The organism is Coprobacillus cateniformis (assembly GCF_009767585.1).
In the GTDB taxonomy this organism is placed as follows: Bacteria; Bacillota_I; Bacilli_A; order Erysipelotrichales; family Coprobacillaceae; genus Coprobacillus; species Coprobacillus cateniformis.
Window position 1 is genome coordinate 2,916,237 of record NZ_WSNW01000001.1, and the last position, 26,483, is coordinate 2,942,719.

General features: G+C 31.5%; 27 protein-coding genes and 1 other annotated feature. Of the genes, 23 read left to right on the forward strand and 4 right to left on the reverse strand.

Annotation, left to right across the window (positions count from 1 at the left end; genetic code table 11):
- Positions 1-59 precede the first annotated feature (59 nt).
- The 16 genes from GQF29_RS14400 (at position 60) to GQF29_RS14475 (ending at position 15,052) form a co-directional block, all read left to right on the forward strand.
- Positions 60-1,649, forward strand: a complete 1,590-nt coding sequence (locus tag GQF29_RS14400; RefSeq protein ID WP_008790466.1) for a peptide chain release factor 3 — start codon at positions 60-62, stop codon at positions 1,647-1,649.
- Between the two features lie 128 nt (positions 1,650-1,777).
- A complete protein-coding gene (locus GQF29_RS14405) occupies positions 1,778-2,017 on the forward strand; it encodes a hypothetical protein (RefSeq protein WP_008790465.1) in 240 nt (79 codons plus the stop codon).
- Between the two features lie 64 nt (positions 2,018-2,081).
- Positions 2,082-4,034, forward strand: a complete 1,953-nt coding sequence (locus tag GQF29_RS14410) for a P-type ATPase actuator domain-containing protein (RefSeq protein WP_236916502.1) — start codon at positions 2,082-2,084, stop codon at positions 4,032-4,034.
- Between the two features lie 31 nt (positions 4,035-4,065).
- On the forward strand, positions 4,066-5,190 hold the full coding sequence (locus GQF29_RS14415; protein ID WP_008790463.1) for a glycerate kinase: 1,125 nt from the start codon (positions 4,066-4,068) through the stop codon (positions 5,188-5,190).
- A complete protein-coding gene (locus GQF29_RS14420) occupies positions 5,180-6,019 on the forward strand; it encodes an RluA family pseudouridine synthase (RefSeq protein WP_008790462.1) in 840 nt (279 codons plus the stop codon). The genes GQF29_RS14415 and GQF29_RS14420 overlap by 11 nt, the downstream gene beginning before the upstream one ends.
- Positions 6,020-6,200: 181 nt before the next feature.
- Positions 6,201-6,743 (forward strand): translation initiation factor IF-3, encoded by a 543-nt coding sequence (infC, locus tag GQF29_RS14425; protein WP_008790461.1) that lies wholly within the window; start codon positions 6,201-6,203, stop codon positions 6,741-6,743.
- Positions 6,744-6,758: 15 nt separating this feature from the next.
- Entirely contained in the window at positions 6,759-6,953 is a 195-nt protein-coding gene (rpmI, locus tag GQF29_RS14430) for a 50S ribosomal protein L35 (protein ID WP_008790460.1), read from the forward strand.
- 22 nt (positions 6,954-6,975) lie between these two features.
- Positions 6,976-7,335: a 50S ribosomal protein L20 gene (gene rplT, locus GQF29_RS14435; protein WP_008790459.1), complete on the forward strand. Its 360-nt coding sequence runs from the start codon at positions 6,976-6,978 to the stop codon at positions 7,333-7,335.
- Positions 7,336-7,458: 123 nt separating this feature from the next.
- Positions 7,459-7,890 carry a MarR family winged helix-turn-helix transcriptional regulator gene (locus tag GQF29_RS14440; protein ID WP_008790458.1) on the forward strand — a complete coding sequence of 144 codons (432 nt, stop codon included), beginning with the start codon at positions 7,459-7,461 and terminating at the stop codon, positions 7,888-7,890.
- A gap of 7 nt (positions 7,891-7,897) precedes the next feature.
- Positions 7,898-9,196 carry an FtsX-like permease family protein gene (locus tag GQF29_RS14445; protein ID WP_008790457.1) on the forward strand — a complete coding sequence of 433 codons (1,299 nt, stop codon included), beginning with the start codon at positions 7,898-7,900 and terminating at the stop codon, positions 9,194-9,196.
- Positions 9,189-9,959: an ABC transporter ATP-binding protein gene (locus GQF29_RS14450; protein ID WP_008790456.1), complete on the forward strand. Its 771-nt coding sequence runs from the start codon at positions 9,189-9,191 to the stop codon at positions 9,957-9,959. The genes GQF29_RS14445 and GQF29_RS14450 overlap by 8 nt, the downstream gene beginning before the upstream one ends.
- Positions 9,960-10,433: 474 nt before the next feature.
- The gene (locus GQF29_RS14455) at positions 10,434-11,504 is read left to right on the forward strand and encodes a M42 family metallopeptidase (RefSeq protein ID WP_008790455.1); all 1,071 of its coding nucleotides are present in this window, start codon (positions 10,434-10,436) and stop codon (positions 11,502-11,504) included.
- Positions 11,504-12,346 (forward strand): patatin-like phospholipase family protein, encoded by an 843-nt coding sequence (locus GQF29_RS14460; protein WP_008790454.1) that lies wholly within the window; start codon positions 11,504-11,506, stop codon positions 12,344-12,346. The genes GQF29_RS14455 and GQF29_RS14460 overlap by 1 nt, the downstream gene beginning before the upstream one ends.
- Before the next feature lie 104 nt (positions 12,347-12,450).
- A complete protein-coding gene (locus GQF29_RS14465; RefSeq protein ID WP_017143814.1) occupies positions 12,451-13,671 on the forward strand; it encodes a S1C family serine protease in 1,221 nt (406 codons plus the stop codon).
- Between the two features lie 60 nt (positions 13,672-13,731).
- Positions 13,732-14,595, forward strand: a complete 864-nt coding sequence (locus GQF29_RS14470; protein WP_008790452.1) for a hypothetical protein — start codon at positions 13,732-13,734, stop codon at positions 14,593-14,595.
- Positions 14,588-15,052, forward strand: a complete 465-nt coding sequence (locus GQF29_RS14475) for a hypothetical protein (RefSeq protein WP_008790451.1) — start codon at positions 14,588-14,590, stop codon at positions 15,050-15,052. The genes GQF29_RS14470 and GQF29_RS14475 overlap by 8 nt, the downstream gene beginning before the upstream one ends.
- Here the strand turns inward: GQF29_RS14475 and sspI are convergent.
- Entirely contained in the window at positions 15,044-15,235 is a 192-nt protein-coding gene (gene sspI / locus GQF29_RS14480; protein WP_008790450.1) for a small acid-soluble spore protein SspI, read from the reverse strand. The genes GQF29_RS14475 and sspI overlap by 9 nt on opposite strands.
- Positions 15,236-15,293: 58 nt before the next feature.
- On the opposite strand from sspI, the gene GQF29_RS14485 reads away from it, so the two are divergent.
- The 6 genes from GQF29_RS14485 to pheT all read left to right on the forward strand — a co-directional run bounded on the left by GQF29_RS14485 (position 15,294) and on the right by pheT (position 22,971).
- Positions 15,294-15,959 carry a M48 family metallopeptidase gene (locus GQF29_RS14485; protein ID WP_008790449.1) on the forward strand — a complete coding sequence of 222 codons (666 nt, stop codon included), beginning with the start codon at positions 15,294-15,296 and terminating at the stop codon, positions 15,957-15,959.
- A complete protein-coding gene (locus GQF29_RS14490) occupies positions 15,956-16,678 on the forward strand; it encodes a TrmH family RNA methyltransferase (protein ID WP_008790448.1) in 723 nt (240 codons plus the stop codon). The genes GQF29_RS14485 and GQF29_RS14490 overlap by 4 nt, the downstream gene beginning before the upstream one ends.
- A 280-nt stretch (positions 16,679-16,958) precedes the next feature.
- Positions 16,959-18,338 carry an alanine/glycine:cation symporter family protein gene (locus tag GQF29_RS14495; RefSeq protein ID WP_008790447.1) on the forward strand — a complete coding sequence of 460 codons (1,380 nt, stop codon included), beginning with the start codon at positions 16,959-16,961 and terminating at the stop codon, positions 18,336-18,338.
- A gap of 113 nt (positions 18,339-18,451) precedes the next feature.
- Positions 18,452-19,219 carry a zinc-ribbon domain-containing protein gene (locus GQF29_RS14500; RefSeq protein ID WP_008790446.1) on the forward strand — a complete coding sequence of 256 codons (768 nt, stop codon included), beginning with the start codon at positions 18,452-18,454 and terminating at the stop codon, positions 19,217-19,219.
- An 84-nt stretch (positions 19,220-19,303) separates the two neighbouring features.
- Positions 19,304-19,506, forward strand: a binding site (T-box leader).
- Between the two features lie 32 nt (positions 19,507-19,538).
- A complete protein-coding gene (pheS, locus tag GQF29_RS14505) occupies positions 19,539-20,573 on the forward strand; it encodes a phenylalanine--tRNA ligase subunit alpha (RefSeq protein ID WP_008790445.1) in 1,035 nt (344 codons plus the stop codon).
- A 4-nt stretch (positions 20,574-20,577) separates the two neighbouring features.
- Positions 20,578-22,971 carry a phenylalanine--tRNA ligase subunit beta gene (gene pheT, locus GQF29_RS14510; protein ID WP_008790444.1) on the forward strand — a complete coding sequence of 798 codons (2,394 nt, stop codon included), beginning with the start codon at positions 20,578-20,580 and terminating at the stop codon, positions 22,969-22,971.
- 67 nt (positions 22,972-23,038) lie between these two features.
- On the opposite strand, the gene GQF29_RS14515 is transcribed toward pheT, so the two are convergent.
- Positions 23,039-23,494 carry a threonine/serine exporter family protein gene (locus GQF29_RS14515; RefSeq protein ID WP_008790443.1) on the reverse strand — a complete coding sequence of 152 codons (456 nt, stop codon included), beginning with the start codon at positions 23,492-23,494 and terminating at the stop codon, positions 23,039-23,041.
- A 1-nt stretch (position 23,495) separates the two neighbouring features.
- Positions 23,496-24,248 (reverse strand): threonine/serine exporter family protein, encoded by a 753-nt coding sequence (locus tag GQF29_RS14520; protein WP_008790442.1) that lies wholly within the window; start codon positions 24,246-24,248, stop codon positions 23,496-23,498.
- Positions 24,249-24,375: 127 nt separating this feature from the next.
- Between GQF29_RS14520 and GQF29_RS14525 the strand changes: the two genes are divergently transcribed.
- Positions 24,376-25,254 (forward strand): Cof-type HAD-IIB family hydrolase, encoded by an 879-nt coding sequence (locus tag GQF29_RS14525; protein ID WP_008790441.1) that lies wholly within the window; start codon positions 24,376-24,378, stop codon positions 25,252-25,254.
- Here GQF29_RS14525 and GQF29_RS14530 read toward each other — a convergent pair.
- A complete protein-coding gene (locus GQF29_RS14530) occupies positions 25,241-26,392 on the reverse strand; it encodes a nucleotidyltransferase (RefSeq protein ID WP_008790440.1) in 1,152 nt (383 codons plus the stop codon). The genes GQF29_RS14525 and GQF29_RS14530 overlap by 14 nt on opposite strands.
- Positions 26,393-26,483 lie beyond the last annotated feature (91 nt).

Sequence of the window (26,483 nt, forward strand, 5' to 3'; positions counted from 1 at the left end):
ATTGACAAATTCAGTCATCTTGATTATGATTAATAAGCGTGACATAAGGAGGGATTATCATGTCAGATTTTATTGAACAAGTGAAAAAGCGTAGAACCTTTGCGATTATTTCCCATCCAGATGCTGGGAAAACAACTTTAACAGAGAAATTCCTTCTTTATGGAGGAGCAATCCAAGAAGCTGGTATGGTTAAAGGAAAAAGACAATCTAAACATGCGGTTAGTGATTGGATGGAAATCGAAAAACAAAGAGGGATTTCGGTAACCTCATCAGTTCTACAATTTAATTATGATGGATTCTGTATTAATATCCTAGATACTCCAGGCCATCAGGATTTCTCTGAAGATACTTATCGTACATTAATGGCAGCTGATAGTGCAGTTATGGTTATTGATGGATCTAAAGGGGTCGAAGATCAAACAAGAAAATTATTTAAGGTTTGTGCGATGCGTCATATACCTATCTTTACGTTCATTAATAAGATGGATAGGGAAGCTAAAGATCCATATGAATTAATGGAAGAAATTGAACGTGAATTAGGTGTAGAAACTTGTGCAGTCAATTGGCCAATTGGATGTGGGAAAGAGTTTAAAGGTGTGTATGAAAGAAATAATAAAGAAGTGATTCGTTTTATTCCTGTACAAGGTGGAAAAAAAGAAGTCGATGTTGAAATTTGTGATGCCCATAATGAACATTTAAAGGATGAATTGGGTGATGTTCTTTATCATCAGCTTCAAGATGATATTGAACTGTTAGATGGTGCAGGTGCAGAGTTTGATTTACAGAGAGTTCAAAAAGGTGAACTTTCACCAGTCTGTTTTGGATCAGCTTTAACAAACTTTGGGGTTGAACCATTTCTAAGACATTTCTTAGATATGACGACATCACCATTACCTCGTCAAAGTGATAAAGGTGAAATTGATCCCTTATCAGAAGACTTTAGTGCTTTTGTTTTTAAGATTCAAGCCAATATGAATAAAGCTCATAGAGATAGAATGGCATTTATGCGTATTTGTTCTGGGAAGTTTACAAAAGGTATGGAAGTTTTTCATTATCAGGGAAATAAGAAAATCAAATTAAATCAATCTAAACAAATTATGGCTGAAAGTAGAGAAGAAGTTGAAGAGGCTTATTCAGGAGATATTATTGGAGTCTTTGATCCTGGTATTTTCTCTATTGGTGATACATTATGTACACCAAAGAATAAATTTGCTTATGATGGAATTCCTACATTTGCACCAGAACATTTTGCTTTAATTCGCAATACAGATACAATGAAACGTAAACAGTTTGTCAAAGGTGTTGAACAAATTGCGCAAGAAGGTGCTATTCAGATATTCACTGAATTAGGTGGTGGTATGGAAGAAATCATTGTAGGTGTTGTTGGTGTCTTACAATTTGAAGTCTTAGCTTATCGTTTGAAGAATGAATATAATGTTGATATTGTGAATACACCATTGCCATATCAATTTGTCAGATGGATAAAAAATGATAGTATTGATTTAAAGACATTAAATCTTTCTTCAGATACAAAAAAAGTTCAAGATCTTAAAGGTCAGTATTTGCTTCTCTTCTCTAATGAATGGGGTGTTCGTTGGGCAACTGATAAAAATCCCGACTTAGTATTAGCAGAGTTTTCAAAGAATTAGAAACAATTTTGTTTCTAATTTTTTTTATCAAAAAACATTCTGTAAGAAGATTTTTCAGGGGTGATACAGTTGTATCTCTTTCTTGATTAATGAAAACGTGGTAAAATATTTTTCAGGGAGGTGTCATTATGGCTAATGAAGGAAAACGCTGTTATTGTCGTTGTATTAAAGAAATGACAATGATTATTGGAAAAGAAGAAGAAATTCTTTTTGCATTTAAAGAAGTTTATCCTTGTATGATTAGGACAAGTGACACTGAAGTCAATGATTATAAAATATATGGGAAAGAATTTGCTTTGAGTTGTAGTGAGAGTGAATTTAAGGAACATTTTAAGTTAATAAAACATCAACCAAATCATAAAAAATAGAATTGAAATTGGAGATATGTTTGTTTTTTTGAAAAAATATGATATGATGATGCAAGAAAGGGTGATGATTTTGGAAAAGAAAACATTTGAAATATCCAATATCCAATCAGTAGAAGAATTGAATCATTTAAGTTTAAAACTAAATGAACAAGAACAAGTCTCTCATATGAAAATAAGCAAAGAGAGTATTGTTTTTAATTGTATAGATATAGATGCTTTGTTAAGTTTAATTCAAGGGGTTAATAAAGAGCATATTGTTAAAGAAGTTATTGATGGTAGCAAACGTCAATATGATTTTGCTCAAAGAAAAGAAGTTCCACATTATTTTATGTTTAAAAATATGGTGACTGAAGATGATATTTATGTATTGATCAATCAAATCCAGGAAGATTCTAAATATCATGATATTGAATATGATCCTAAAAATAAGATATTAACACTGGTATCTTCTCAAAGAGATGTGTTGAGTTATTTAAGAAAAGAATTATTTAAGATTAATCCTTCAATTGAAATTATGGAACATCGTAAACCCATTCGTTCGCAAGATGTTTTTAATCAAAAGTATTTAAATAGATATATTCGTATAGGTATATTTTTGGTTGTTATTGCATTGGCTTTAATTACATCAAAAGATCATAATCAGATAACACCTATTTTGTGGTATGTCACAATGTTCTTGTTAGCAGAACCTATTTTAAAGAGTGCATGGAAACAGGTTAAACAATTGAAATTCTTTAAAGAAGATGTTTTGGTCATTGGAGCTTTCATTTTAGGTATAGCTGCACAAGCATATGTTGAAACATGTCTTGCTGTTATTTTGTATCAGGTCGCTGCACCATTCTTAAATAAAGTTTTAGAGAAATCTTTATTTAAGATTGATGAAGCGGTTGAGATGCCTGAAACAGGAGTTCGTTATCTTGATGAACGTGAGGAAGTCATTTCACTATATGAGTTTGAAATTGGTGATACAATGATTGTTAAACCAGGCGAAACTGTACATATTCCAGGTAAGGTCTTAAAAGGACCATCTGATTTGAGTACATATTCGAATACGAGTACATATGAACTTGTGCGTGCGAAAAAAGGAACACTTGTAAGTAGTGGAGATGTGAATGTTGGAGAAAAACCACTCTACATAAAAATTACTTCTACATATGAAAGTTCTAATTATATCGAATTAATGAATATTGCCAGTGCTGCCCCTGTTTATGAATCAAAGATTGAAAAATATACAAAGATATTATCACGTTTCTATACGCCAATCATGGTTGTATTAGGTTTGATCTTGGGGATTGTTTTACCTATCATTGATTTCCATACATATCGTTCTTATATTCATGTTGGAGCTGTTTTATTGATATTATCGGGAGCCTTATCTAGTGATCAATCAACATCATTAGGTATGTTAGCTGGTTTTGCAAAAGCTTTTCGTAATGGAATTATTATTGAATCTTCTTTAGGTCTTGATTCTATAAATGCATGTCAAACAATTGTTTATGATCGTTTTGATGGTGTTGAAGTGACTGAAGAAGAGTTGGAATTATTTAGAAAACTTTCTCATATGGGAAGAACATTGGTTATATTTAATGATGGACCTGTAGCTTTAGAAAATGATCAATATACAATTTATAATGATTTAAGTGTTGAGGAAAAATTAAGTAAAATGGATTCTTTAGTTGGACCTATTGTCTATATTGGAGATAGCTTTAAGGATATTGAATTACTGCAAAAGAGTTATGTTGGTATTTCAAGAGGTGGGTTAGCTGATTCTAAGGTTGTCGAGAACAGTGATATTGTCTTGATTGATGCTGAGTTAAATAAAGTTTATGAAACTTTCTTGATTTCTAGAAGTATGCGAACAACAGCTATTGCTAATAATGTTATAACAGTGCTAATGAAATTAGTTGTTTTAATTGGTGTGATTTCTTTCAATGGTTTTCCATTATGGATTGCTATTTTGGTAGAAATGTTAGTGAGTGCAACTGTTATGTATAACTCGACACATATTTTAGAGTAGAGAAATCTACTCTTTTTTTGGAGGTGAAAGAATGAAAATTGTGATTGCGCCAGATTCATTTAAAGAAAGTATGACTGCTCAAGAAGCAGCGAAAGCATTGGAGAGAGGTGTTCATTGTTATGATAAGACTATCAAAACAATTCTTTGCCCATTAGCTGATGGGGGTGAAGGGACATTGGACACTTTGGTTTTGGCTTTACAAGGAGAAAAAGTGGAGTATGAAGTCACAGGCCCACTTTTTAATAAGATAATGGCACCAATAGGTTATGTTGATGATATGGCGATTATTGAATGTGCAAAGGTTTGTGGGCTAGAACTTTTAGATGAAACTCAAAAAGACCCTTCTCAAACAACTTCATATGGTTTAGGTGAATTGATTGTTCATGCTGTTGAGCATCAAGTTTCAAAAATCATGATTTGTTTAGGGGGAAGTGCAACAAATGATGGTGGAATTGGTATGTTAGCAGCATTAGGTGTTCAATTTTTAGATGAATCTCATCATGTTGTCTCTTATACAATGGAAGGATTAAAGGATATTTGTAATATTTGTTTAGATAACTTTAATCAGCGTTTGAAAGATATTGAATGGATAGGTGTTTGTGATGTTATAAACCCTTTATGCGGAAATAATGGAGCAACTTATATATATGGTCCACAAAAAGGTTTATCTCAAGCCAAATTAGAAAGTATAGATCAAGCTATGTTTCAATATGCACAAAAAGCAGATTTCATGTTTCAAAAGGATTATATGATACAACCTGGAGCTGGTGCCGCAGGTGGATTAGGGTATGCTATGTTGGCTTTCTTAAAAGCAAAATTGCGCTCTGGGTTTGAAATTGTTAGTGAAACAATTCATTTAGAAGAAGCAATTTTACATTGTGATAAGGTTATTGTTGGAGAAGGAAAACTTGATAAACAAACACAATTTGGAAAGACACCTTATGGTGTTTTACAGATTGCTCAGAAATATCATAAAGATGTATATGCTTTTGCTGGTAAAATTGAAGATGTAGATGTTTTAAAACAACTTGGATTTAAAAGTGTTTATACAATTACACCTCATTATATGCCTTTGTCTATTGCTTTGAAAAAAGGTCAGGAGAATTTAGAAAAAACAATCTTTGAACATATGGAGGAAATCATAAATGAAATATAAAGTTGAAGTGCCAATGCCTTTAATGCAGTTCCTTTTGGAAAAAACTTCACAAAAAAGAAATGATATTAAGAATCTCTTGAAATATCAAAATGTTTGGGTTGATGGGCATATTGAAACACATTATGCATATGATTTACAAGTAGGACAAACTGTGGAAATTCAGGCTAAGAAAAATGATATGCCATTTGTTATTCTCTATGAAGATAAAGAAATTATTGTGATTGATAAACCATGTGGTTTATTAAGTGAACAAACCGCTAAAGAAAATGAAAAAACTGCTTATCAATATGTAAAACAATATCTTTATAAGAAAAAAGAAAATATTTTTCTTGTTCATCGTTTAGATCAGTATACATCTGGTATATTAATGTTTGTTAAAAACAAGAAACTTTATGATATTCTCACTCAAAATTGGAATAAATATGTCAAAACAAGAGGATATATTGCTATTGTTGAAGGACAGATGAAAAAAACAAAAGGAACTATTGAAAATTATTTGGCTGAATCTAAGACACAAAATGTCTATATTACAACAAAAGAACAAGGGAAAAAAGCAATTACTCATTATAAACAAATTCAATCAAATAAACGTTATAGTATGTTAGAGGTTTATCTTGATACAGGGAGAAAGAATCAAATTCGTGTTCATTTGTCTTCTTTACATCATTCGATAGTAGGAGATTCTAAATATGGTGCACAATCTAATCCACTCAAAAGATTAGGACTGCATGCTCATGAGTTTATGTTTGTTCATCCACTGACACATAAAGAAATGCGTTTTGTTTCTAAAACACCTGAATCTTTTGAAAAACTCTTTAAAAAGGGTTGACATATATGTTTAAATTCGTTATGATGTACCAGTAAATGAAAAGTAGTGGAAAGAAGAAGTGCCTACTTCTCGCCCGAATGAGAATATCGTTGGGCTAATGTCACTAAGATATCATATCTTAATGTCAATATGTGGGTACTTATGTGCTCACTTTTTATTTGTACTACAAAATTTATAGGAGGTGGCTATTATTAGCAAGTATAACAACCAACAAACAAATGATGACTTGGTAAATGAAAAAATTCGTTTTAAAGAAGTTTTAGTTATTGATCAAAACGGTGATCAATTAGGCGTTATGTCACGTAATCAAGCTTTGCATACGGCTTCTAATGCAAATTTAGATTTGGTTTGTGTGGCTCCGAAAGCTGCAACTCCAGTATGTCGTATTATGGACTATGGAAAATATCGTTTTGAACAACAAAAGAAACAAAAAGAAATGAAGAAAAATTCTAAGGTTGTCTCTTTAAAAGAAACACAATTATCTCCAACTATTGATGTTCATGATAAAAATGTAAAACTCAAAAGAACAATTAAAATGTTAGAAGCAGGAGATAAAGTCAAAGTGGCTGTTCGTTTTAGAGGAAGACAATTAGCTCATATTGATATTGGTCAAAAAATACTAGAAGATTTCGTTGCTGAATGTGCTGACTATTGCATTGTTGAAAAGCCAGCAAAAATGGAAGGACGAACATTGATTGCTATATTAGCACCAAAAAAGAAATAACAGGAGGACAAAATTATGCCAAAAATGAAATCACATAGTGGTCTTAAAAAACGTTTAAAGAAAACAGGATCAGGTAAAATGAAACGTAGTCATGCTTATATTTCGCATCAATCTCATCACAAGACTCATAAACAAAAGAAACACTTAGCGAAAGCAACTTTAGTACACCCTTCAGATATGAAGAGAATTAAGTCAAGATTACAAGGATAATTGGAAATAGGAGGAAAGAAATATGGCAAGAGTTAAAGGCGGATATACAACTAGACGTAGAAGAAAGAAAATCTTAAAATTAGCCAAAGGATATTTTGGTTCAAAACATACATTATATAAAACAGCTCATGAACAAGTCATGAACTCATTTGAATATGCATACAGAGATAGAAAAGCATTAAAACGTGAAATGAGAAAATTATGGATTGCACGTATCAATGCTGCTGCAAGAATGAATGAAATTTCATATTCTCAATTAATGCATGGATTAAAATTAGCTAATGTTGAAGTGAATAGAAAAATGTTATCTGAAATTGCTATTGCAGATCCAAAAGGATTTACTGCAATTGTAGATACTGCTAAAAAAGCATTAGCAAAATAATGATTTGTAAAGGCACAATGAAATTTGTGCTTTTTTTTATTTTTTGAAAGGGATTGACAGAAAGTGATAAGTCACTTATACTTATATATGTAGTATGCTACGTATTTAGGAAGAGGTGGTAAAGTGAATCATGAACATCTTGTATTGTGTTATAAACTTTCAAGCGCAATGATAACAACAATGAATAATCAATTAAGAGAGTATCATTTAACATTTCAACAACTTTTAATTCTTTTGTATTTAGAAGAACAGACAGAGGAAGTTGCAGGGAAAGATATTTGTCAGTATTTTGGGATATCGCATCCAACTTCGGTTGGATTGATTGCTAGAATGACAAAAGCTAGTTTTATTGTTGTTGAAGTTTCTAAGACAGATCGCCGTGAAAGAATTCTGCATTTGGCCAATAAAGGACGAGAAGTTATTGAACAATCAAGACATGTTATTGATCATTATATTGAGCATTTGGTTCAGCATTTAAGTGATGAAGAACAACAGAATTTTATAAATCTATTGTTTCAGTTAGACTCTATTTCTAAAATAGAGAAAGAAAGGTAGGAAAATTATGGGGACATTAAAGTTTGCTGTCAATATGTTAAAAAAGGAGTATAAAAAAAGCTTTGTATATACATTGACTTTATGTTTGACAATCGCTGTGACTTTTTTATTTTTTAATATTATTGATAATAAGTACTTGGTGACAAAAGTTGAATTAGCTTCTTCTCAACAACTGACGATTCCTTTTTCATCGACCTTATCGTTTGTTATTATTGTCTTTTGTGGATTTATGATTATATTTGCCAGTAATTTCTATATTTCAAGGAAAACCAAAGAAATAGCCATTATGGAGATGTCTGGATCTAGTTTTATTGGAGCAACAATGTATTTATTTTATCAAAATTTGATAATGAGTTTAATTGCTTTCCCTTTAGGAATTGTACTTGGAAGTGGAATATCAATGTTTGTTAATCAGCTTATATATCAGTATTTATCATATCAAGTGCCATTTTTCTATATCCCTTATACAGCAATTCTTGATACGGTAATTTGTATAGTAGTCATTATTGTTGCTCAATTGATTTATGCATCAGGGTTTGTATATCGTAAGGATATTCAATATATGCTTTCGCAAGAAGGGCGTAATAATGCTGTTGATCAGCGTATGTTTAAATTGCCACCGGTTATTTATATTGTGATTTATTTGCTTGGTATTATTTTGTTAATCACGACGCCATATGAATCAACATCTGCAATTGTTCCTTGTTGTATAGGGGCGGTTGGAATTAGTGGAATAGTAAAATATTGTTTAGGAATTTTTTTTAGGAGAAGAAAATGGAAGAGATATTTGGCTGATAAGATTCAATTAATTTCAATATCTAATCTGCAATATTCTTTGAACCGTGCGATTTTATTGATTGGCATTTATGCGATATCAACAAATGTTATGATTGCTATTATGATTTCTCAGCAGGAAAATCCTCGTGAAATGATGACTGCTATTATTGGATTCATTGTTGTTATTCTCTTATTGTTAGCTAGCATTATGTATAAATATATAATGGAAGCATCAACCAGAAGGATGTTCTATTATAATCTCTATAAGCTAGGATATTCTTATCATCAGCTCTTACAAATTATTCGTAAAGAGGTTTTCTCATTTTATGTGATATTAATTGGATTGCCTTTTGTTTATACAATGATTGCCTTAATTCAATCATATATCCATGAAGGTATTGCGTTAGATTTTATAATTGTTGCAGTGCTTACTCAAATGATTCCAGCAGTATTGGCAGGGATATTCACTTATGTTTCATATAAAAATTCTGTTTTACAAGTTCTAAAGGAGGGTGTACGTTATGAATAATGAAATATTGGTTGCAGAAAATGTGACAAAGATTTATGGGATTGATACAAAGAATCCTGTTACTGCTTTATCTGATGTCTCTTTAACGATGTATGAAAGTGACTTTATATGTGTTATGGGACCGTCTGGTTCAGGAAAATCAACATTTATAAATAATCTTTCAACAATCGATATTCCAACCAAAGGAAAAGTTTTTATTAATGGCCAAGAAGTCAGAACGATGGGAGAAAATGAAGTTGGTAAATTTAGATATGAAAATTTAGGTTTTATTTTCCAAGAATTTAATTTGCTTGAATCATTAACAATCTTTGAAAACATTGCTGTTCCTTTGACGTTATCTCATGTTCCTTTAGAAGAAGTCAAACAACGTGTTCAAGTGATTGCAAAGAAATTGGGTGTTGATGAACTTTTGGATAAGTATCCAAGTGAATGTTCAGGCGGACAAAGACAAAGAGCATCAATTGCCAGAGCACTTGTCACGAATCCTAAATTGATTGTTGCAGATGAACCAACTGGAAATCTTGATTCTAAAAATTCACATGATCTTCTAGAGTTATTTAAAAGGCTCAATGAAGAAGAGGGTGTTTCTATTTTAATGGTGACTCATGATTCTATGATTGCTAGTTATTCACAGAAACTTCTCTATATTAAAGATGGACAAATTGCTGAAACAATTGAAAGAAAAGATTTAACTCAAAAAGAATACTTTTATAAAATTGTTGATGTCAATTCAACAGAATCACAAAAATTATTTATAGATTAGTTGGGACCTCTTATTACGTTATATAATGAGATAATAAATATTGGATGAATTGAGACATGACTACTATTCATAATAATGCAAGTGGTAGAATGTTCTCAATTTATTAAAATAAGCATGAAGACCACATCTTTAAATTGTGGCTTTATGGATAAAGAAAACCAGAATTGCCCTTTGAAAATATTTTATTTGAAAATGAAACTCTTCTTATGGTTATAGGATTATTTCATTAGGGAACAACATTTGAATTTCATAATCAATAGATAGAGAATTGAGTTAATTATTTGACCAGTTTAAAACGTTTTATCCAGTTTTTAAAAAGCTAACAAAAGAGGAAATACTGAGAATATCTGATTTCCTCTTTTTGTATAAAAATAATGAGATAGTGTATACTTTGATTGGATTATTCATATATTTAAATGATTTGTCTAATTGTAGAAAAGGATATATAATAAGAAATAATAGGAGGGTTTAGATATGGCAGATTTAGAAATGTTAAAGAATATGAGTCTTGTTAATGGAATTTCTGGTTATGAGAAACAAGCAACTCGTATGATGAAATCATATATTGAGGATTGTGTTGATGAAATTCAATATGATAATATTGGGAGTTTAATTGGTATCAAAAGAGGAACTTCAAAATTAAAACTTCTTTTAACTGGACATATTGATGAAATTGGTTTTCTTGTCAGTGATATTGATGAAAGTGGGTATATTAAAGTTCAGCCAGTAGGTGGCTGGATGGGACAAAATTTACCTTCTTCCCTTATGGTAATCACAACAAGAAATGGCAAAGAGATTAAGGGTGTTTTTGGTTCTGTGCCACCTCATGGAAAAACACCTGAAGAGAGAAATAAAGTTGTTGAACCGAAGAATGCTTTTATAGATATTGGTGTTTTCAGTAAACAGGAAGCTTTGGATTTAGGTATTAAAAAAGGTGATCCAATTACACCAGTTTCTGAATTTACAATTATGGCTAATGAGAAATGTTTAATGTCAAAGGCTTGGGATGATCGCATTGGTGCAGCTGTGATTATACAGGTTTTAAGAAATTTAAAAGGGAAAACAATTTATCCAACTTTATATGGAGCTGGAACTGTTCAAGAAGAAGTGGGCTTACGTGGGGCAAAAACTGTTGGACAGATGATAAAACCGGATATTGCGATTGCGATTGACGTTACTTTTTCAATGGATTTACCTGGTGAAAAGGGTGATGTCAAACTTGGGTCAGGGGCAGCTTTGACAGTTATGGATGGAAGTGCTATTGCACATAGTGGTTTATTGAAAGAATTAGAATGTATCTGTGAGAAACAAGATATTCCTTATCAATTAGAAATAGATACTGCTGGAGGAACTGATTCAGGAGAATTAAGTAAGGTTGATGCTGGTGTTATGAATCTAACGATTTCTATTCCATCACGTTATATGCATTCTCATCGTACAATTATTCATCAAGATGATTTTGATGCAGTTGTCCAATTATTAACTTGTTTTATTGAAAAACTGGATGAAGAGTTAATGAAAGTGATGATTGAGGATAAGCGATAATGGGTGCGTTAATACTGGAGGGAGGAACATTTCGTCCTATCTTCTCTAGTGGTGTTATGGATGCACTGCTTGATTATGAAGTTGATTTTCCTTATGTTATAGGAGTGTCAGCAGGAATTACTGATGGTTTTTCATATGTTTCAAAGCAAACTAAACGTAATTATGATATTTTAATGAATCATCGACATGATAAGCGTTATGTTGGAATACGTAATTATTTAAGTGATCGCAGTTTATTTGGCTTGAAGTTTGCTTATGAAACAATACCTAATGAGTTATATCCTTTTGATTGGAACACTTTTTTAGAAAATCCAGCTATTATTAAAGTTGGTGTGACAAATGCTAAAACAGGACAATGTGAATATCTTGATGGAAAACTATTAGATAAGCAATGCACAATGTTAAAAGCAACTTGTGCAATTCCCTTTGCTTTTCCAGTTATTACTTTTAATGGTCAAGATTATTATGATGGAGGTATCTGTGACCCCATTCCTGTGAAACAAGCAAAAAGAGATGGACACGATAAGATGCTGATTGTTTTGACGAGACCAAAAGGGTATCAGAAAAATTTATCTAAAGCGAATATCATTGCTAGTCGTCGATTGAAAAAACGTTATCCACATTTGGTAAAACCCTTATTAACGCGTCATGAGTTATATAATGAGACATTGAATTATTGTGAAATGCTAGAACAAACTGGCAAAGCGGTTATATTGAGACCAAGTGAAGATGTGCAAATTGATTCTTTTGAAAAGGATTTGCATAAGATTGATGCGATTTATCATTATGGGTATCAACAGGCTGTTGAGAATATAGAAAAGATTAGAGCGTTATTAAAATGAATTTTTTTGACATTTTCACACAATATTAAAATAATATCTTGGTAATTCTATATTATGATATAAATGTAAAATATAAAACAGTCATAACTGAAAGGAAGATGAATATGGACGAAATGAATAAAGAAGAATTTGAAAATACTCAAGAATCTATAGATACTTCAAAGGAGCAGTATCAAGGAAATATGGGTGGTCCTGTGCATAAAGAAAAAAAGAAGAAAAATCCAGATAAAAATATGTTGTTTAAAGCAATTGTTGTTGTTTTATTGGTTGTATCGCTTGCTTGCAATGGTTTTTTGATGTATAAAGTCCTTGGAACGCAAGGTGGAAGTTCTACAAATGGAACATCAAATGCCAAAGTTCAAACAGTTAATTATGATGTGAAATCTGATTTAACAAAAGTTATAGAAGCTGCTAAAGAATCTACTGTTGGTGTTGCAGTTTATCAAAACAATAAATTATCAGGCAGTGGAAGTGGTGTAATTTATAAAATTGATGGTAAAACAGTATATATTATTACAAATCATCATGTGATTGAATCTGCTCAATCGATTGAAGTTATTTATTCCAATGGAGAATCTGTGAAGGCTGAATTGATAGGTAGTGATAAATATGGAGATATTGCAGTTTTAAAAATGACAGTCAATTTTGATGTCACTGCATTTAAAACTGGAGATTCTGATTTATTAGATGCTGGTGAAACTGTTTTAGCAGTTGGAAGTCCATTGGGTATTGAGTATGCAGGAACTGTTACACAGGGGATTGTGTCTGCTCCTAAACGTACTGTTTCTGTTGATTTAAACAATGATGGTAAAGAGGATTGGGATATGAATGTTATTCAGACTGATGCTGCAATTAACCCTGGTAATAGTGGCGGAGCACTTGTCAATGCAGTTGGTGAACTGGTAGGTATTACATCTATGAAATATTCATCTGAATCTGTTGAAGGTATGGGGTTTGCATTACCAATTAATGATGCTGTTAAGATGGTTGAAGAAATTATTTCAACTGGTAAAGTGAATAGACCAACATTGGGAATCTCTGGCGTTTCATTAGATGGATATTCTTCATATGAATTATATATGTATCGTATTCAAACAAATTTGAATAAGGGTATTTATGTTGCAGATGTTCAAAATGATTCAGCTGCCAGCAAAGCAGGAATTCAAACTGGCGATGTTATTACAAAATTTGATAATGAAGAAATTGAATCATATAAAGATTTCTTAACAAAACTCTATTCTAAAAAACCAGGAGATACTGTAAAATTAACGATTAACCGTAATGGTTCTACATCTACAGTGAATGTAAAACTTGGTTCTTCATAAGGAAAGACAAAAGGTCTTTCCTTTTCTTTTAAAAACTTATATAATAAATGCGGTGATGAGATGAATAAAGAAATAAAAAGACAATTAATATTGTCAGGAATATTGTTATGTATGCTGGTTTCAACATTGTTTCTCTGGTATGATAATTTTATGTTTCATACGTATGTGAATGTTGCTGATTATCAGTATTGTTTTGCAGGTGAAAATGATTCAGTCCTTATTGATGGCTATGAATTTTATAAAAATGATCGTATTCAAAAAAATGGTAAAGCAAGAGTTATGGCTTTAGAGGATCGCTTCTTTTTAAAAGGTGATCTTGTGAGAACAACTTTTGTTGTCAATACATCTAAAGAAGAATATCGATATGAACAAGAGACAAAAATGAAAACAGATAATGAAGTGTTTACACTTGAGGAAGTTGAAACAACTAAGCAACTTTATGATGATGATTTTGCTGATGTTATGATGCATATGACAATTATAAGAAATAACAAAACAGTTTATGATGAAGATATAGTTATGAAGAATCAAGTCATGACAGTTTTTAATGGTGGAAATAAAGAATATGCTATTCGAAATGTTTATGCAACACCATCATGGTTGAAAACAGGAGATTTCTCTTGCTCTGTTAAGGATATTGATAAAAAGTATCCAAATATAACTATTGATTATATGTATTTAAAGGATAATGGTCAGGTTGATGATATTAATGATTATGAAAGATTTGCATATGTAAAAGGTAAGACAGCTGATATATTAAAAGGTAATGATAAACAAGTGGCCTATTATGATGAACAGGATTCACTTCTTGGACGCACATTAAGTTGTGTTGTGACCTTGACTCAAGATGATTCCCAAGCTCAACCATATACTTTTATGATTCAACTTCAAGGAACAATAAAGGTGGTAGATTCAAATGGATAAAACAATAAAAAAAGATTTGATGACAATCTATATGTTTAGAAATGCATTAGCAACTTTATTAGGAGCTCTTTTAGCATATATTATTTCATTTATGCAGTTTTATCAATGTTCATTAGCACAAGCATTACAACGTCTTTTGATTTATGATATTTATACTACACTTTATTTTGTATTGACTTGGGTATTTGACTATATTGTTTTTGAGATGTCAAAGATTTTATATGATATATATGAAGAAAAAGTGACTTTTGTTCCTTGTATCATTTTAATTATCATCAGTGTTGTCATTTTCTTTGTTCCAATCTTAGATTTGTTTCAATATAATTTATGTTTCTTATTTGTATTAATAAGTTTGAGAATGATTAAAGAAATGTGGAAAAGAACACCTGAACTTTTTACTTGGACACATAAACTATTAAATAAAATAAAGAAAAGACCAGAATCTGGTCTAAAGTAAAGAAGACAAACTTTGAAGAAATTGTTGTCTAGAAGAATTGTCTAAAGAGTTATAGTATTCTTCAAAAAGAACACCTAATCCAATTAAAATAGTTTCTTCTTTTGAGGCAATACCTTCATCTATAGTCTTTTGCAAGTCAGAGGCTGAAAAGCCTTTTAAGTTCATTAAGAGTGCTTCGCGCATAATATCATCCTTTCTTATATAATATTGGATAAATGCAAGGAGTTTATACAGGAGTTTTATGAAAAGTTATCAAATTATATTAAATCAAGAAGAAATATATTATGATGTTATTTATAAGCATATGAATTCCATTCGTATGCGTGTTAAACAAGGAAAACTGGTTGTCAGTGCACCTTACTATACACCACGTTCACTTATTGAAGATAATATCCGAAAATATCAAGAAAAACTGCTACCATTAATTCATAATTATGAGGAATATGCCTGTTATCAGGAAAATGGATATGTTGACATTTTTGACACACGCTATATCATTCGTTTACGAGCGGTAGGACAGTATCAATGTGAAGTCCATGAACAATATCTCTATGTTTATCATCAAAATATTGCACAATGTGTAGAAAACTATTTAAAACGGATTTTACTTAATTATATAGAAGAAAAAATAATTTATTATTTAGCATATGATTTTGATTTAAATATGCCAAGGATTGAAATTAAGAAATACAAAGGAAGATGGGGAAGTTGCTATTATAAAGAAGGAAAGGTCTCATTTAATCTTTCTTTGATTCATCTTGATAAAGAGTTGATTGATTATGTTATTGTTCATGAATTAACACATTTTTTACAAGCCAATCATTCAACGCTTTTCTATCAGGAAATAGCAAAGCGTATGCCTGATTATAAAGAAAGATTAAAACGGTTGAAGGAGAAACATGTATGATTACATCTTTACAAAATGAAACAATTAAGGAAATTGTCAAATTAAAACAAAAGAAATATAGAGATGAAAAGAAAATGTTTCTTATTGAAGGTTTTCATTTAATAGAAGAAGCTCGTAAAAAGCATTCTATTCTTCAGATTATTACAACGTTATCTGATGACTTTGAAGAAGAAACATTGCATGTTTCTCAAAATGTTATGAATAAATTAGCTTTTACAAGATCACCTCAACCTATAATGGCAATTTGTCGTCAGAATAATCACAGTCTTATTGTTGAAGATGGTCAGAGATATCTATTGTTAGATCGTGTTCAGGATCCTGGGAATGTTGGAACAATGATGAGAACTGCACTGGCATTTGGTTATGATCAAATGATTATGTCTGAAGATTGTGTGGATTTATATAATGATAAAGTGATTCGTGCTACCCAAGGGGCATTGTTCCAAATGAATGTCTGCGTTATGAATTTAAAAGATGCTATTGTTTTCTTAAAGCATCAGGGGGTTGATGTTTATGGGACTTGTTTAAGAGATGCGTCTTCAATTGAAACATATCAGGTCAAAGATAAAATGGCATTTGTTATGGGTAATGAAGGTCAGGGTGTTTGTGATGAAATTTTAGAATTATGTCAACATCGTTTATATATTCCTATTCAAACAGTAGAATCTTTGAATGTTGGTATAGCTTCTGCTATAACAATGTATCATTTTCAAAAATAGAACTCTAATGATGATTGTGGAAAAAGAGGAAATGTCAATAAGTTTGGATATGTTTATTTGACAAAAGAATATATTTTAATGTCAGAAATGAATATGGAGTTTTTGGTCAAATTTATATTTATTGAAAGGATAAATATAAAAAAATGAGACAATATGTATATTCTGTGATATACTGAATAAAGTTCAATCAATAAAGACACGCATTTTGCTACGTGCCTTTTTTCATGTCTTTTTGATTAGGACCCAAGAAATGGGAAGAATAAAGGAAAGAGGTTGAGTTATGAAAGAAATTTTATCATGGTTAAATGAGTTTTTATACAGTAATATTCTAATTATTTTATTGGTTGTGGCAGGTATGTATTTTACGTTGAAGACACGCTTTGTACAGATACGAATGTTAAAGGAAGGTATTTCTTTATTGAAAGAAAAAGCTCATAGCGAAGATGGTGTGAGTTCTTTTCAAGCCTTAATGATATCTACTGCTTCACGGGTTGGAACTGGTAATATTGCAGGGGTTGCGACAGCATTGGCAGCAGGCGGTGCAGGATCTATTTTTTGGATGTGGGTTATTGCTTTGATTGGCGGTGCAAGTGCGTTTGTGGAATCGACGCTTGCTCAGATTTATAAAGAAAAAGATGGTGAAGTATTTCGTGGAGGACCGGCTTATTATATTGAAAAAGCCTTAGGAAATCGTTTTTTAGGAATTGTCTTTGCAGTGTTGCTTATTTCTTGTTTTATCTTTGGGTTTAATGGACTGCAATCTTATAATGTAAGTAGTGCAATGGCTTACTATTTTGATAATGAACAGTTATGTGCCTTATTAGTAGGAACAATATTAAGTATTGCCAGTGCATTTGTTATTTTTGGTGGTGTTCATCGCATTGGTGTTATGAGTTCTCGAATTGTTCCTGTTATGGCAGGATTATATATTTTATTGGGAATTTATATTACTCTCATGAACATCAATCAATTGCCTCATTTATTTGCAATGATCTTCGAAAATGCGTTTGATACCAAAGCTATTTTTGGTGGATTTACAGGTTCATGTGTTATGTATGGGATTAAACGTGGGTTATTTAGTAATGAGGCAGGAATGGGGTCAGCACCTAATGCTGGAGCCACTGCTGATGTCTCACACCCTGTTAAACAGGGGCTTGTACAGGTGATTTCCGTATTTATTGATACGATGCTTGTTTGTACAACAACGGCATTTATTCTTTTGAATTTTGGAATTGAAGAAGGCCTTACTGGTATGCCCTATGTTCAAATGGCTGTTTACAATGAAATTGGAGAATTTGGAATTCATTTTATTACAATATCTATTTTTCTATTTGCATTTAGTTCTTTAATTGGAAATTATTGTTATGCTGAAGGTAATTTGAAGTTTATAAAAAACAATCCAACTTTATTGTTTGTTTTTAGACTTGTAACGATTGCAGTTATTTTCTTTGGGGCACAAGCTGATTTTTCGATGATATGGGATTTAGCAGATGTTTTAATGGGATTTATGGCATTAATGAATATTGTTGTTATTTTATATTTACATCGTTATGCATTCAGTGCTTTAAAAGATTATCAACAACAAAAACGTCAAGGAAAGAACCCTGTTTTTCACCCAGGAGAATTGGGGATTCCAAATAGTGAATGCTGGGATAAGTGAAAATAAAATGATTAAAGAACTTTATTTTTTATAAATAGAGTTTTTTAATGTAAGTTGATAATATGAATGATTATGTTATAATAAAATAGGTAAGGGAAAGAAGGTAAATAAATATGAATTGTAATAAATGTGGGAAAGAATTAGAGGAGAAAACAGCGTTTTGTCCGTATTGTGGTGCACCTTTAAATGAAAAGGAACAAGTGGGAGATGGAGAGCAGGTTGAGTCTAAGAATATCGAAGTAAAAGAAGATGTGACAAATCAGTCAAGCAAAGTTAAAAAACAAATGAATAAGAATAAATTAATTATTATTGGATTCATTGCATTATTAGCTATTGCTGGAATTGGATTTGGGATGAAGACTTATTTGGATAATAAGGCACGAGAAGAATATGTCATGAATTATAATCAATATGTTGATGATATTGGGGTTTTAAAAATAAAAATGCTAGGCGGAGCAGCAAATGCTGAAAAAGTATGTAATTTGACTTTGAAAGTATGGTCAAATGCTATCTGGGAGACATCTGATACAAAAACGGATAAATATGTAAAACCAAATGGTAAATTTGTTTCTGATTTTAATGAAGCACTTACAAATATGACAAAAGATCAAACTGTTATGAATGATAGAGTTGCTTTAAGTTTGCATATTGATGAAACTCAAGAAATTATGGATAAAATGAAAAATCCACCTGAAGGATTAGAAGATAAATATGAAACTCTTAAAGAGATGTTTGATATGTATGAAGAGTTTCTAGAGGCGGCAGTGACACCGTCAGGCTCATATAAGAGTTATAATGAAAATGTCAATGATTTAGATTCCGATTTTATGAAGTTATATAATAAGGTGGATAAATTTGATTTAAATCATATATCAAAGTAATGTGTTTGTTAGTATTTTGTAGGATATTTATGATAACTGAAAAAAGACTTGTTTTTATAAAGAATTTTGGCTATAATATGGGAAGTAAACACGATGAAGAGGATAAGTAGATAGAGAATTTGTAGCAGAGAGGAAAACGTAAGCTGAGAGTTTTCTTACAATGTATTTATTGAATTCACCTTGGAGTGCGACTAATCATCGCCGTCAACACAACGTTACTGTGAATCAAGTGCATAACAGAATTTGTTATGAATTAGGATGGTACCGCGATTATAATCGTTCCTAGCTGGAACGATTTTTTATTTTGAAGGAGGACAATATGGACGAGTTATTAAAGATTAAAGAAGAAGCTCTTGCTAAAATTCATGATTGTATATCATTAAAGGATTTAAATGATTTAAGAGTCTTTTATTTAGGAAAAAAAGGACCAATGCAAGCGGCTATGAAATCTATGAAAAATATGAATCAGGAAGAAAGAGCAACTTTTGGTCAAGTTTCTAATAAGGTAAAACAAGAAATTACACAAGCTATTGAAAATAAAAAGGTAGCTTTAGAAGAAGCAGAAATGAATGCAAAATTGGCAAGTGAAAATATTGATATTACTTTACCTAGTACTGCTTTGCCATTAGGAAGTTTGCATCCTTTATCAGTTGTTAAAAATGATATTGAAGAATTGTTTTTAGGAATGGGATATCAGATTGCAGAAGGACCTGAAGTTGAAAGTGATCATTTTAACTTTGAGTTAATGAATTTGCCAAAAGGACATCCAGCAAGAGATATGCAGGATACTTTCTATATAGATGAAAATACATTAATGAGAACACATACTTCACCAGTTCAGGCACATGCAATGATTGCAGCCGAAGGAAAAGGACCAATTAAAGTTATTTGTCCAGGAAAAACATATCGTAGAGATGATGATGATGCAACACATTCACATCAATTTATGCAATGTGAAGGATTGGTTATTGATAAGAATATTACTATGGCTGATTTAAAAGGAACTTTAGAAGTCTTTGCTAAAAAAATGTTTGGTGAAAAACGTAAAATTCGTTTAAGACCTTCTTATTTCCCATTTACAGAGCCAAGTGTTGAAGTTGATATTAGCTGTCATAACTGTGAGGGAAAAGGGTGTCCGATGTGTAAACATACTGGCTGGATTGAAATTTTAGGAGCAGGGATGGTGAATCCTAGAGTTCTTGAAATGTGTGGTTTTGATCCAGAAGTTTACCAGGGATTTGCATTTGGAATTGGATTAGAACGTGTAGCAATGTTAAAATATAACATTGATAATATTCGAGATTTTTATAATAATGATTTAAGATTCTTAAATCAGTTTGGAAGAAAGGGGTAAGGGCATGGAAGCAAGTTTAAAATTATTAAATGAATATGTAGATATTAGTGATCAAGATCCAGCTGCTCTTGCAGAAATGATTACACGTATTGGATTAGAAGTAGAAGGAATGCATGAATTAGCACATGGTGATCAATTGGTTGTAGGGTATGTTAAAGAATGTCAGCCACATCCTGATAGTGACCATTTGAATGTATGTCAAGTAGAAGTGAAACCAGGCGTTGTCACACAAATTGTTTGTGGTGCTCCTAATGTGTCTGCTGGTCAAAAAGTCATTGTTGCATTACCAGGCTGTAATTTAGGTGAAGGTTTTAAAATTAAAGAAGGAAAAATTAGAGGTGAAGTATCTAATGGTATGATTTGTTCAATTGCTGAACTTGGATTAGATGCACGTCTTTTAAAGGAAGAGGATAAAGCGGGTATTCATGTTTTAGATGAAGAGGCTCCATTAGGTGAAGAGGCATTATCTTATTTAGGATTGAAAGATTATATTTTAGATATTGGATTGACACCTAATCGTAGTGATTGTATGGCAATGACTTCATTGGCTTATGAAGTTGCTGCGGTATTAAACAGAAAAGTGAAATTACCTGAAGTTAAAAAATATGATGAATTAGATAGTGACATTCGAGTTATTGTAGAAACTGATTTGTGTCCTTTCTTTGGAGCTAAGTTAATCAAAGGTGTGAAAACAAAAGAATCACCTCAGTGGTTAAAAAATCATTTATTAGCAAGTGGAATTAAGCCTATTAATAATATTGTTGATATTTCTAACTATGTCATGCTAGAAACTGGTCAACCTATTCATATGTATGACTATGATAAGATGAAAGAGAAATCTTTTGTTATTAAAACTGGTTTTCATCAAAAAGCAGTTCTTTTAGATGAAAAAGAGTATGAATTATTGCCAGAAGATATTATTGTTTCTACTGATCAAGGTATTGGTTGTGTAGCTGGGGTTATGGGAGGAAATGATACGAAGATTGATGACAATACTCGAAATATTGTGATTGAAGTTGCAACATTTGATGGAGCAACTTTACGTAATACAGCTCGTCGTATGAATTTATTAACTGATGCTTCTCAACATTATATTAAAGGTGCATTGAATACAGCAAATAGTTTTCATGTTTTAGATCGCTGTGCTGATTTATTAGTACAAGAAGCTGATGCTAGGGAAATTTATAAGACTGTATCAACTGATTTAAATGTGACAGAAAAGATTGTATCTGTTTCTCAGGATAAGATTAATGGATTATTGGGAATGTCGATTGCGTTGAATGAGATTCAAGATATCTTTGATCGTTTAAGTTTCTCTTATACTTTAAAAGAATCGACTTTTGAGGTTGTTGTTCCAACATATCGTAATGATATAACTATGGCTGCTGATTTGATTGAAGAAGTTGCGAGAATGTATGGTTATGATAATATTCCTTCAACACTTCCTTTGATGGAAATGACGAGAGGAAATTTAACACCAAAACAAAGCAATGAAAGGTTTATAAGAGATGTTCTTGTTGATTTGGGACTACATGAAACATTAACATATACATTGACTTCACCATCGACTGTTAATGATTTCAACTTATTTCATCCATTAGATGAACAGGTGAAATTAATGTCACCATTAGGCGAAGAACGTAGTGTCACAAGAAAATCAGTCATACCTTCATTGTTACAAGTCATCAATTATAATCAATCACATGCTTCTAAGGATGTTTGCCTGTTTGAAATTTCAAACACTTATGCAAAAGATGAAATCACAACTCTAGCAATTGCATGTCATGGAGTTTATCATAGTGTTCCTTGGGCTGGAATTCATAGAAATGTTGATTTTTACCTGGTGAAAGGATTTGTTGAAACTCTATTTAAGAAATTATGTATTGAGGAATCACGTTATAGTCTAGTAAGAGTAGAAGCTGATAATAAGAATTTCCATCCAGGAAGAAGTGGTTATATCAAGATGGGAAAACAAATTATTGGTGTGATTGGACAAATTCATCCTTTGATGGCAAAGAAATATGACATTAAGGGGGAAACGGTTGTTGCTGAATTGAATTTATCCACTTTATTAAATCTAAAGACAAAAGCACTAAAAGTGACATCAATTCCGCAATACCCTTCTGTTAATAGAGATATTGCATTAGTTATGGATACAGATATTCAAACATATGATGTTGTTCGTTCGATTCAAAAGGCTGGGAAAAAATTAGTTTCAAAAGCTGAAATCTTTGATGTGTATGAAGGTGAACATATTGAGGAAGGAAAGAAATCTGTAGCTATTACTTTAACTTTCCAAGATCCTACAAAAACATTAGAAGATACAATAATTAATGATGTTATGGAAAATATTTTAGCAGTAGTGAAATCAGAATATAATGCTCATTTAAGAGGGTAATAAAAAAAGGTAATAAATTTTATTACCTTTTTAATTTGAGTAAAAAAGATTTCAATGAGAATCTGTCTTATTCAATTTTTGCATAATTTTTTGTTTTTATAATTTTATAGACTTGTAATGTTGTAGAAGATATTAAGATTGCTAAAGCAATAGAAATGCTGATTCCAATAGTGGATAAAAAACTTTCAGCAAAGAGATTGTTTAATCCTTGTACTGCATATAACATTGTGTAATAGATTCCACTTCCTGGAACTAAAGGGAAACAACCAATGATAATAAAAATTGTAGCTGGAGCTTTATAATGGCGTGCCATCATTTCAGCAATAAGAGCAACACATAACATTGCAATAAAACTTTGTATAAAGATATTGTCTAGGAATTGTGTGGCAAGGTAAATAACCCAACCTAATGTACCTACAATGGAACCAACACATGCAAATTTTATATTTTTATGAATACGAAAAATAAATGTAAAACCAAGACAACCTACAAAGGCTGATAAGCATTGAATGATTTCGTTCATATTAAGCACCTCTCAATAGCATCATCATAACACCAACTCCAATTGCAATACTGGCAGCAATCAAAATCGCTTCAATCATCCTTGAAAGTCCAGAAATGAAGTCTCCACCAATAATATCTCTAAGACTATTGGTAATTGCAATTCCAGGAACTAACAACATGAGTGTTCCAGTGATGACAGATTGCTGATTCTCAACAATTCCTATTTTATTTCCTAGAATAGCAATCGTAGATAAAACCATGCTTGATAAGATAGTTCGAACAATACCATTAATCCTCAGCTTTTCTAGTAGATAAATAAAGTAATATAACACGAAACCAATAACTCCTGAAACAACCATATCAATGGCACCACCACCAAAAAATACACAGAACATGGCAGCAGATACAATATATCCTAACAATATTAATTGATAATTTAATTCTTGTGATTTTATGTTTTCTATTTTTTCTTGAATATTGTGAAGCTCTATATCTCCATTACTAATTTGTCTTACTAAACAATTTAATTCATAGAGATGATCTAAATGGATACGATTTGAACGTGCACGTTTAGAAACATGATAAGGGGTACCATCATGCAATGTTAATGATAATGTAAAATAAGAAGGTATTGCAAAGACTTCAACATTTTTAAATCCTAATCCTTCACACATACGTTGTAAAGATTCTTCGACACGATAGATTTCTGCACCATGTCTTAGTAATAAATAACCAATTTCATTCACAGATTGTAAAACTTCTTTTTCGTCCATGTTTTCACCTCACAATAATAATTTATATCATATTTCCTATCCCTTGCCTAGCATTTCTCGATAATTTTTTTGATTTCATTCACTGCTTACTTATGTTAAAATAAGGGAACGTAGAGAGGTGGAAAAAATGATTAAATTAATTGTTTGTGATATGGATGGAACAATCTTAAATAAGGATAATACGCTTGATGAACAAAGCTATCAAAAGATACTAGAAAAAAGTGATCAGGGTGTTGAATTTATGTTTGCGACAGGACGTGGGTTTGATATGGTTGAGGATATATGTCAAAGCAAAGGAATTTATAATTCTTTGATTTTAAATAATGGAACTCAATATAGAAGTTATGATGGTCATATCAATCGCTATTATCCAATGGAAAGAAAGTCTTTTGAACAGATTATGGCTATTTTGTTAGAATATGAATATCATATTTCGGTTCATACTCAGCAAGGAAAATATATTTTTGAAGATAAAGAAACCTATTTTTTAAGACATCAGAAGATATTGATGAAATCAAAAGGTATTGATGATCCTTCTTTATTACCAAAGACACCGTTTTTTACAAGAACTGGTTTTCTTAAAAATGTTCATGAAGTTAAAACAGTTGATGAATTGTATAAGTCTAAAGCATTGCCTTTAAAGATAGATGCTAGACATATTGATTATCAAAGTGTACAAGGTGTAGAGAAACTTTTAAAAGATATTAATCATTTACATATTTCTTCATCATTTGAAGAGAATATAGAGATTACAAGTGATGTTCATGATAAGGGGAGTATGCTAAAAGAGGTTTTAAAAGAGAAAGGATTATCTGTTTATGAAGTGGCAACTTTTGGTGATGGATTCAATGATATTGGAATGCTAGAATCATTTCCATATTCATTTGCCCCAGCGAATGCATCAGAACTGGTAAAAGAAAAAGCATCTTATGCATTGGAGGTAACCAATGAACAAGGTGCTGTTGCAAAAGGAATTCAAATCTTAGAAGAACTTAATCTGCTTTAATATAAGGAATACTTGCGTATTCTTTTTTGATGAGATCATAAGGTTGTTGAGAGAGTAGGGAAAGCAGACGTGTTGCTTTGAATTCTATCTCTAGTGCTGGATGCTGATATCTAGAGAAGTTTGTAACGATTGTATAAGGGCATTCTTTTTTTATGATATTGAGATATTGGCGTCCTTGTTCATTCATAGCAAGAATTCTTAAATAATCGATTTTCATAGCTGCCTGTATTTGCTGTTTTGTGTTTTTCATTAATAAATGAATAAGCATTCTTTGGATGCGTGGTTTGGTATATCTTTTTGATAACAAACAACCAAGTAATTCTTCCAGACAATTTGTTTTATGGATTTGAGAAATTAAAATATTTTCTAAACCTTCTTCAACCAAATGGTATTGTCTAAGTTCTTTGGGGGTTGAAGTCATGATTTGATATTTTAAATAAGGGTAGAAATCCTGAAGAAAAAACAAATCATTCTGATAATATTCAGGATGAGGGAGTGTTGATTTGAAATCTTTTTTTTCATAAATAGCCTTTCTAATAGCAGATGCACTGGCAATATCCTGCAGCTTGGTATCATGATAATCATTTGTACGTGCAAAACAGTGGGGTGTTATCGCGTAATGATGAGATACAATTTCTTTGACATAACTTAATCCTAATAAATCGTTAGGTGTTGTGATTTCTTTTCCCATAATCTGTCTTAGTGCTTGGTTGCAGGCATCAGGATAACGCAAACCTTCTTGCATGTAATGCTTGATGTGCATATTATAGTCTTCTTGATGCATTTCAATAGTGCAAGCAATATCCATAAATGTTTCAATGCGACCATCTTCACTTCCAAAACAGATATCTGTCACACCAATAGCATGTAATAAATCAATTGCCCCTTTGGCAAAATAATCAGCACTCTGGCAAGCATATACAAAGGGTAATTCTAATACGATATCTACTCCAAATTCAATGGCTAAACGACTGCGTGTCCATTTGTCTATAATAGCCGGTTCACCTCTTTGAACGAATGATGAAGACATGACTGCAATTGTATAATCACATTTTGTTATTGTCTTGGAACGCTGTATATGATAAATATGTCCATTATGAAATGGATTGTATTCTACAATGATTCCTAAAACTCTCATATTGACACCTCTTTTTGCTTAGTTTATCATAGTTTTATAAGAAAGCATAGAATTGATTAAAAGAAGTGAGGAATTCAACGAATTATGCGAA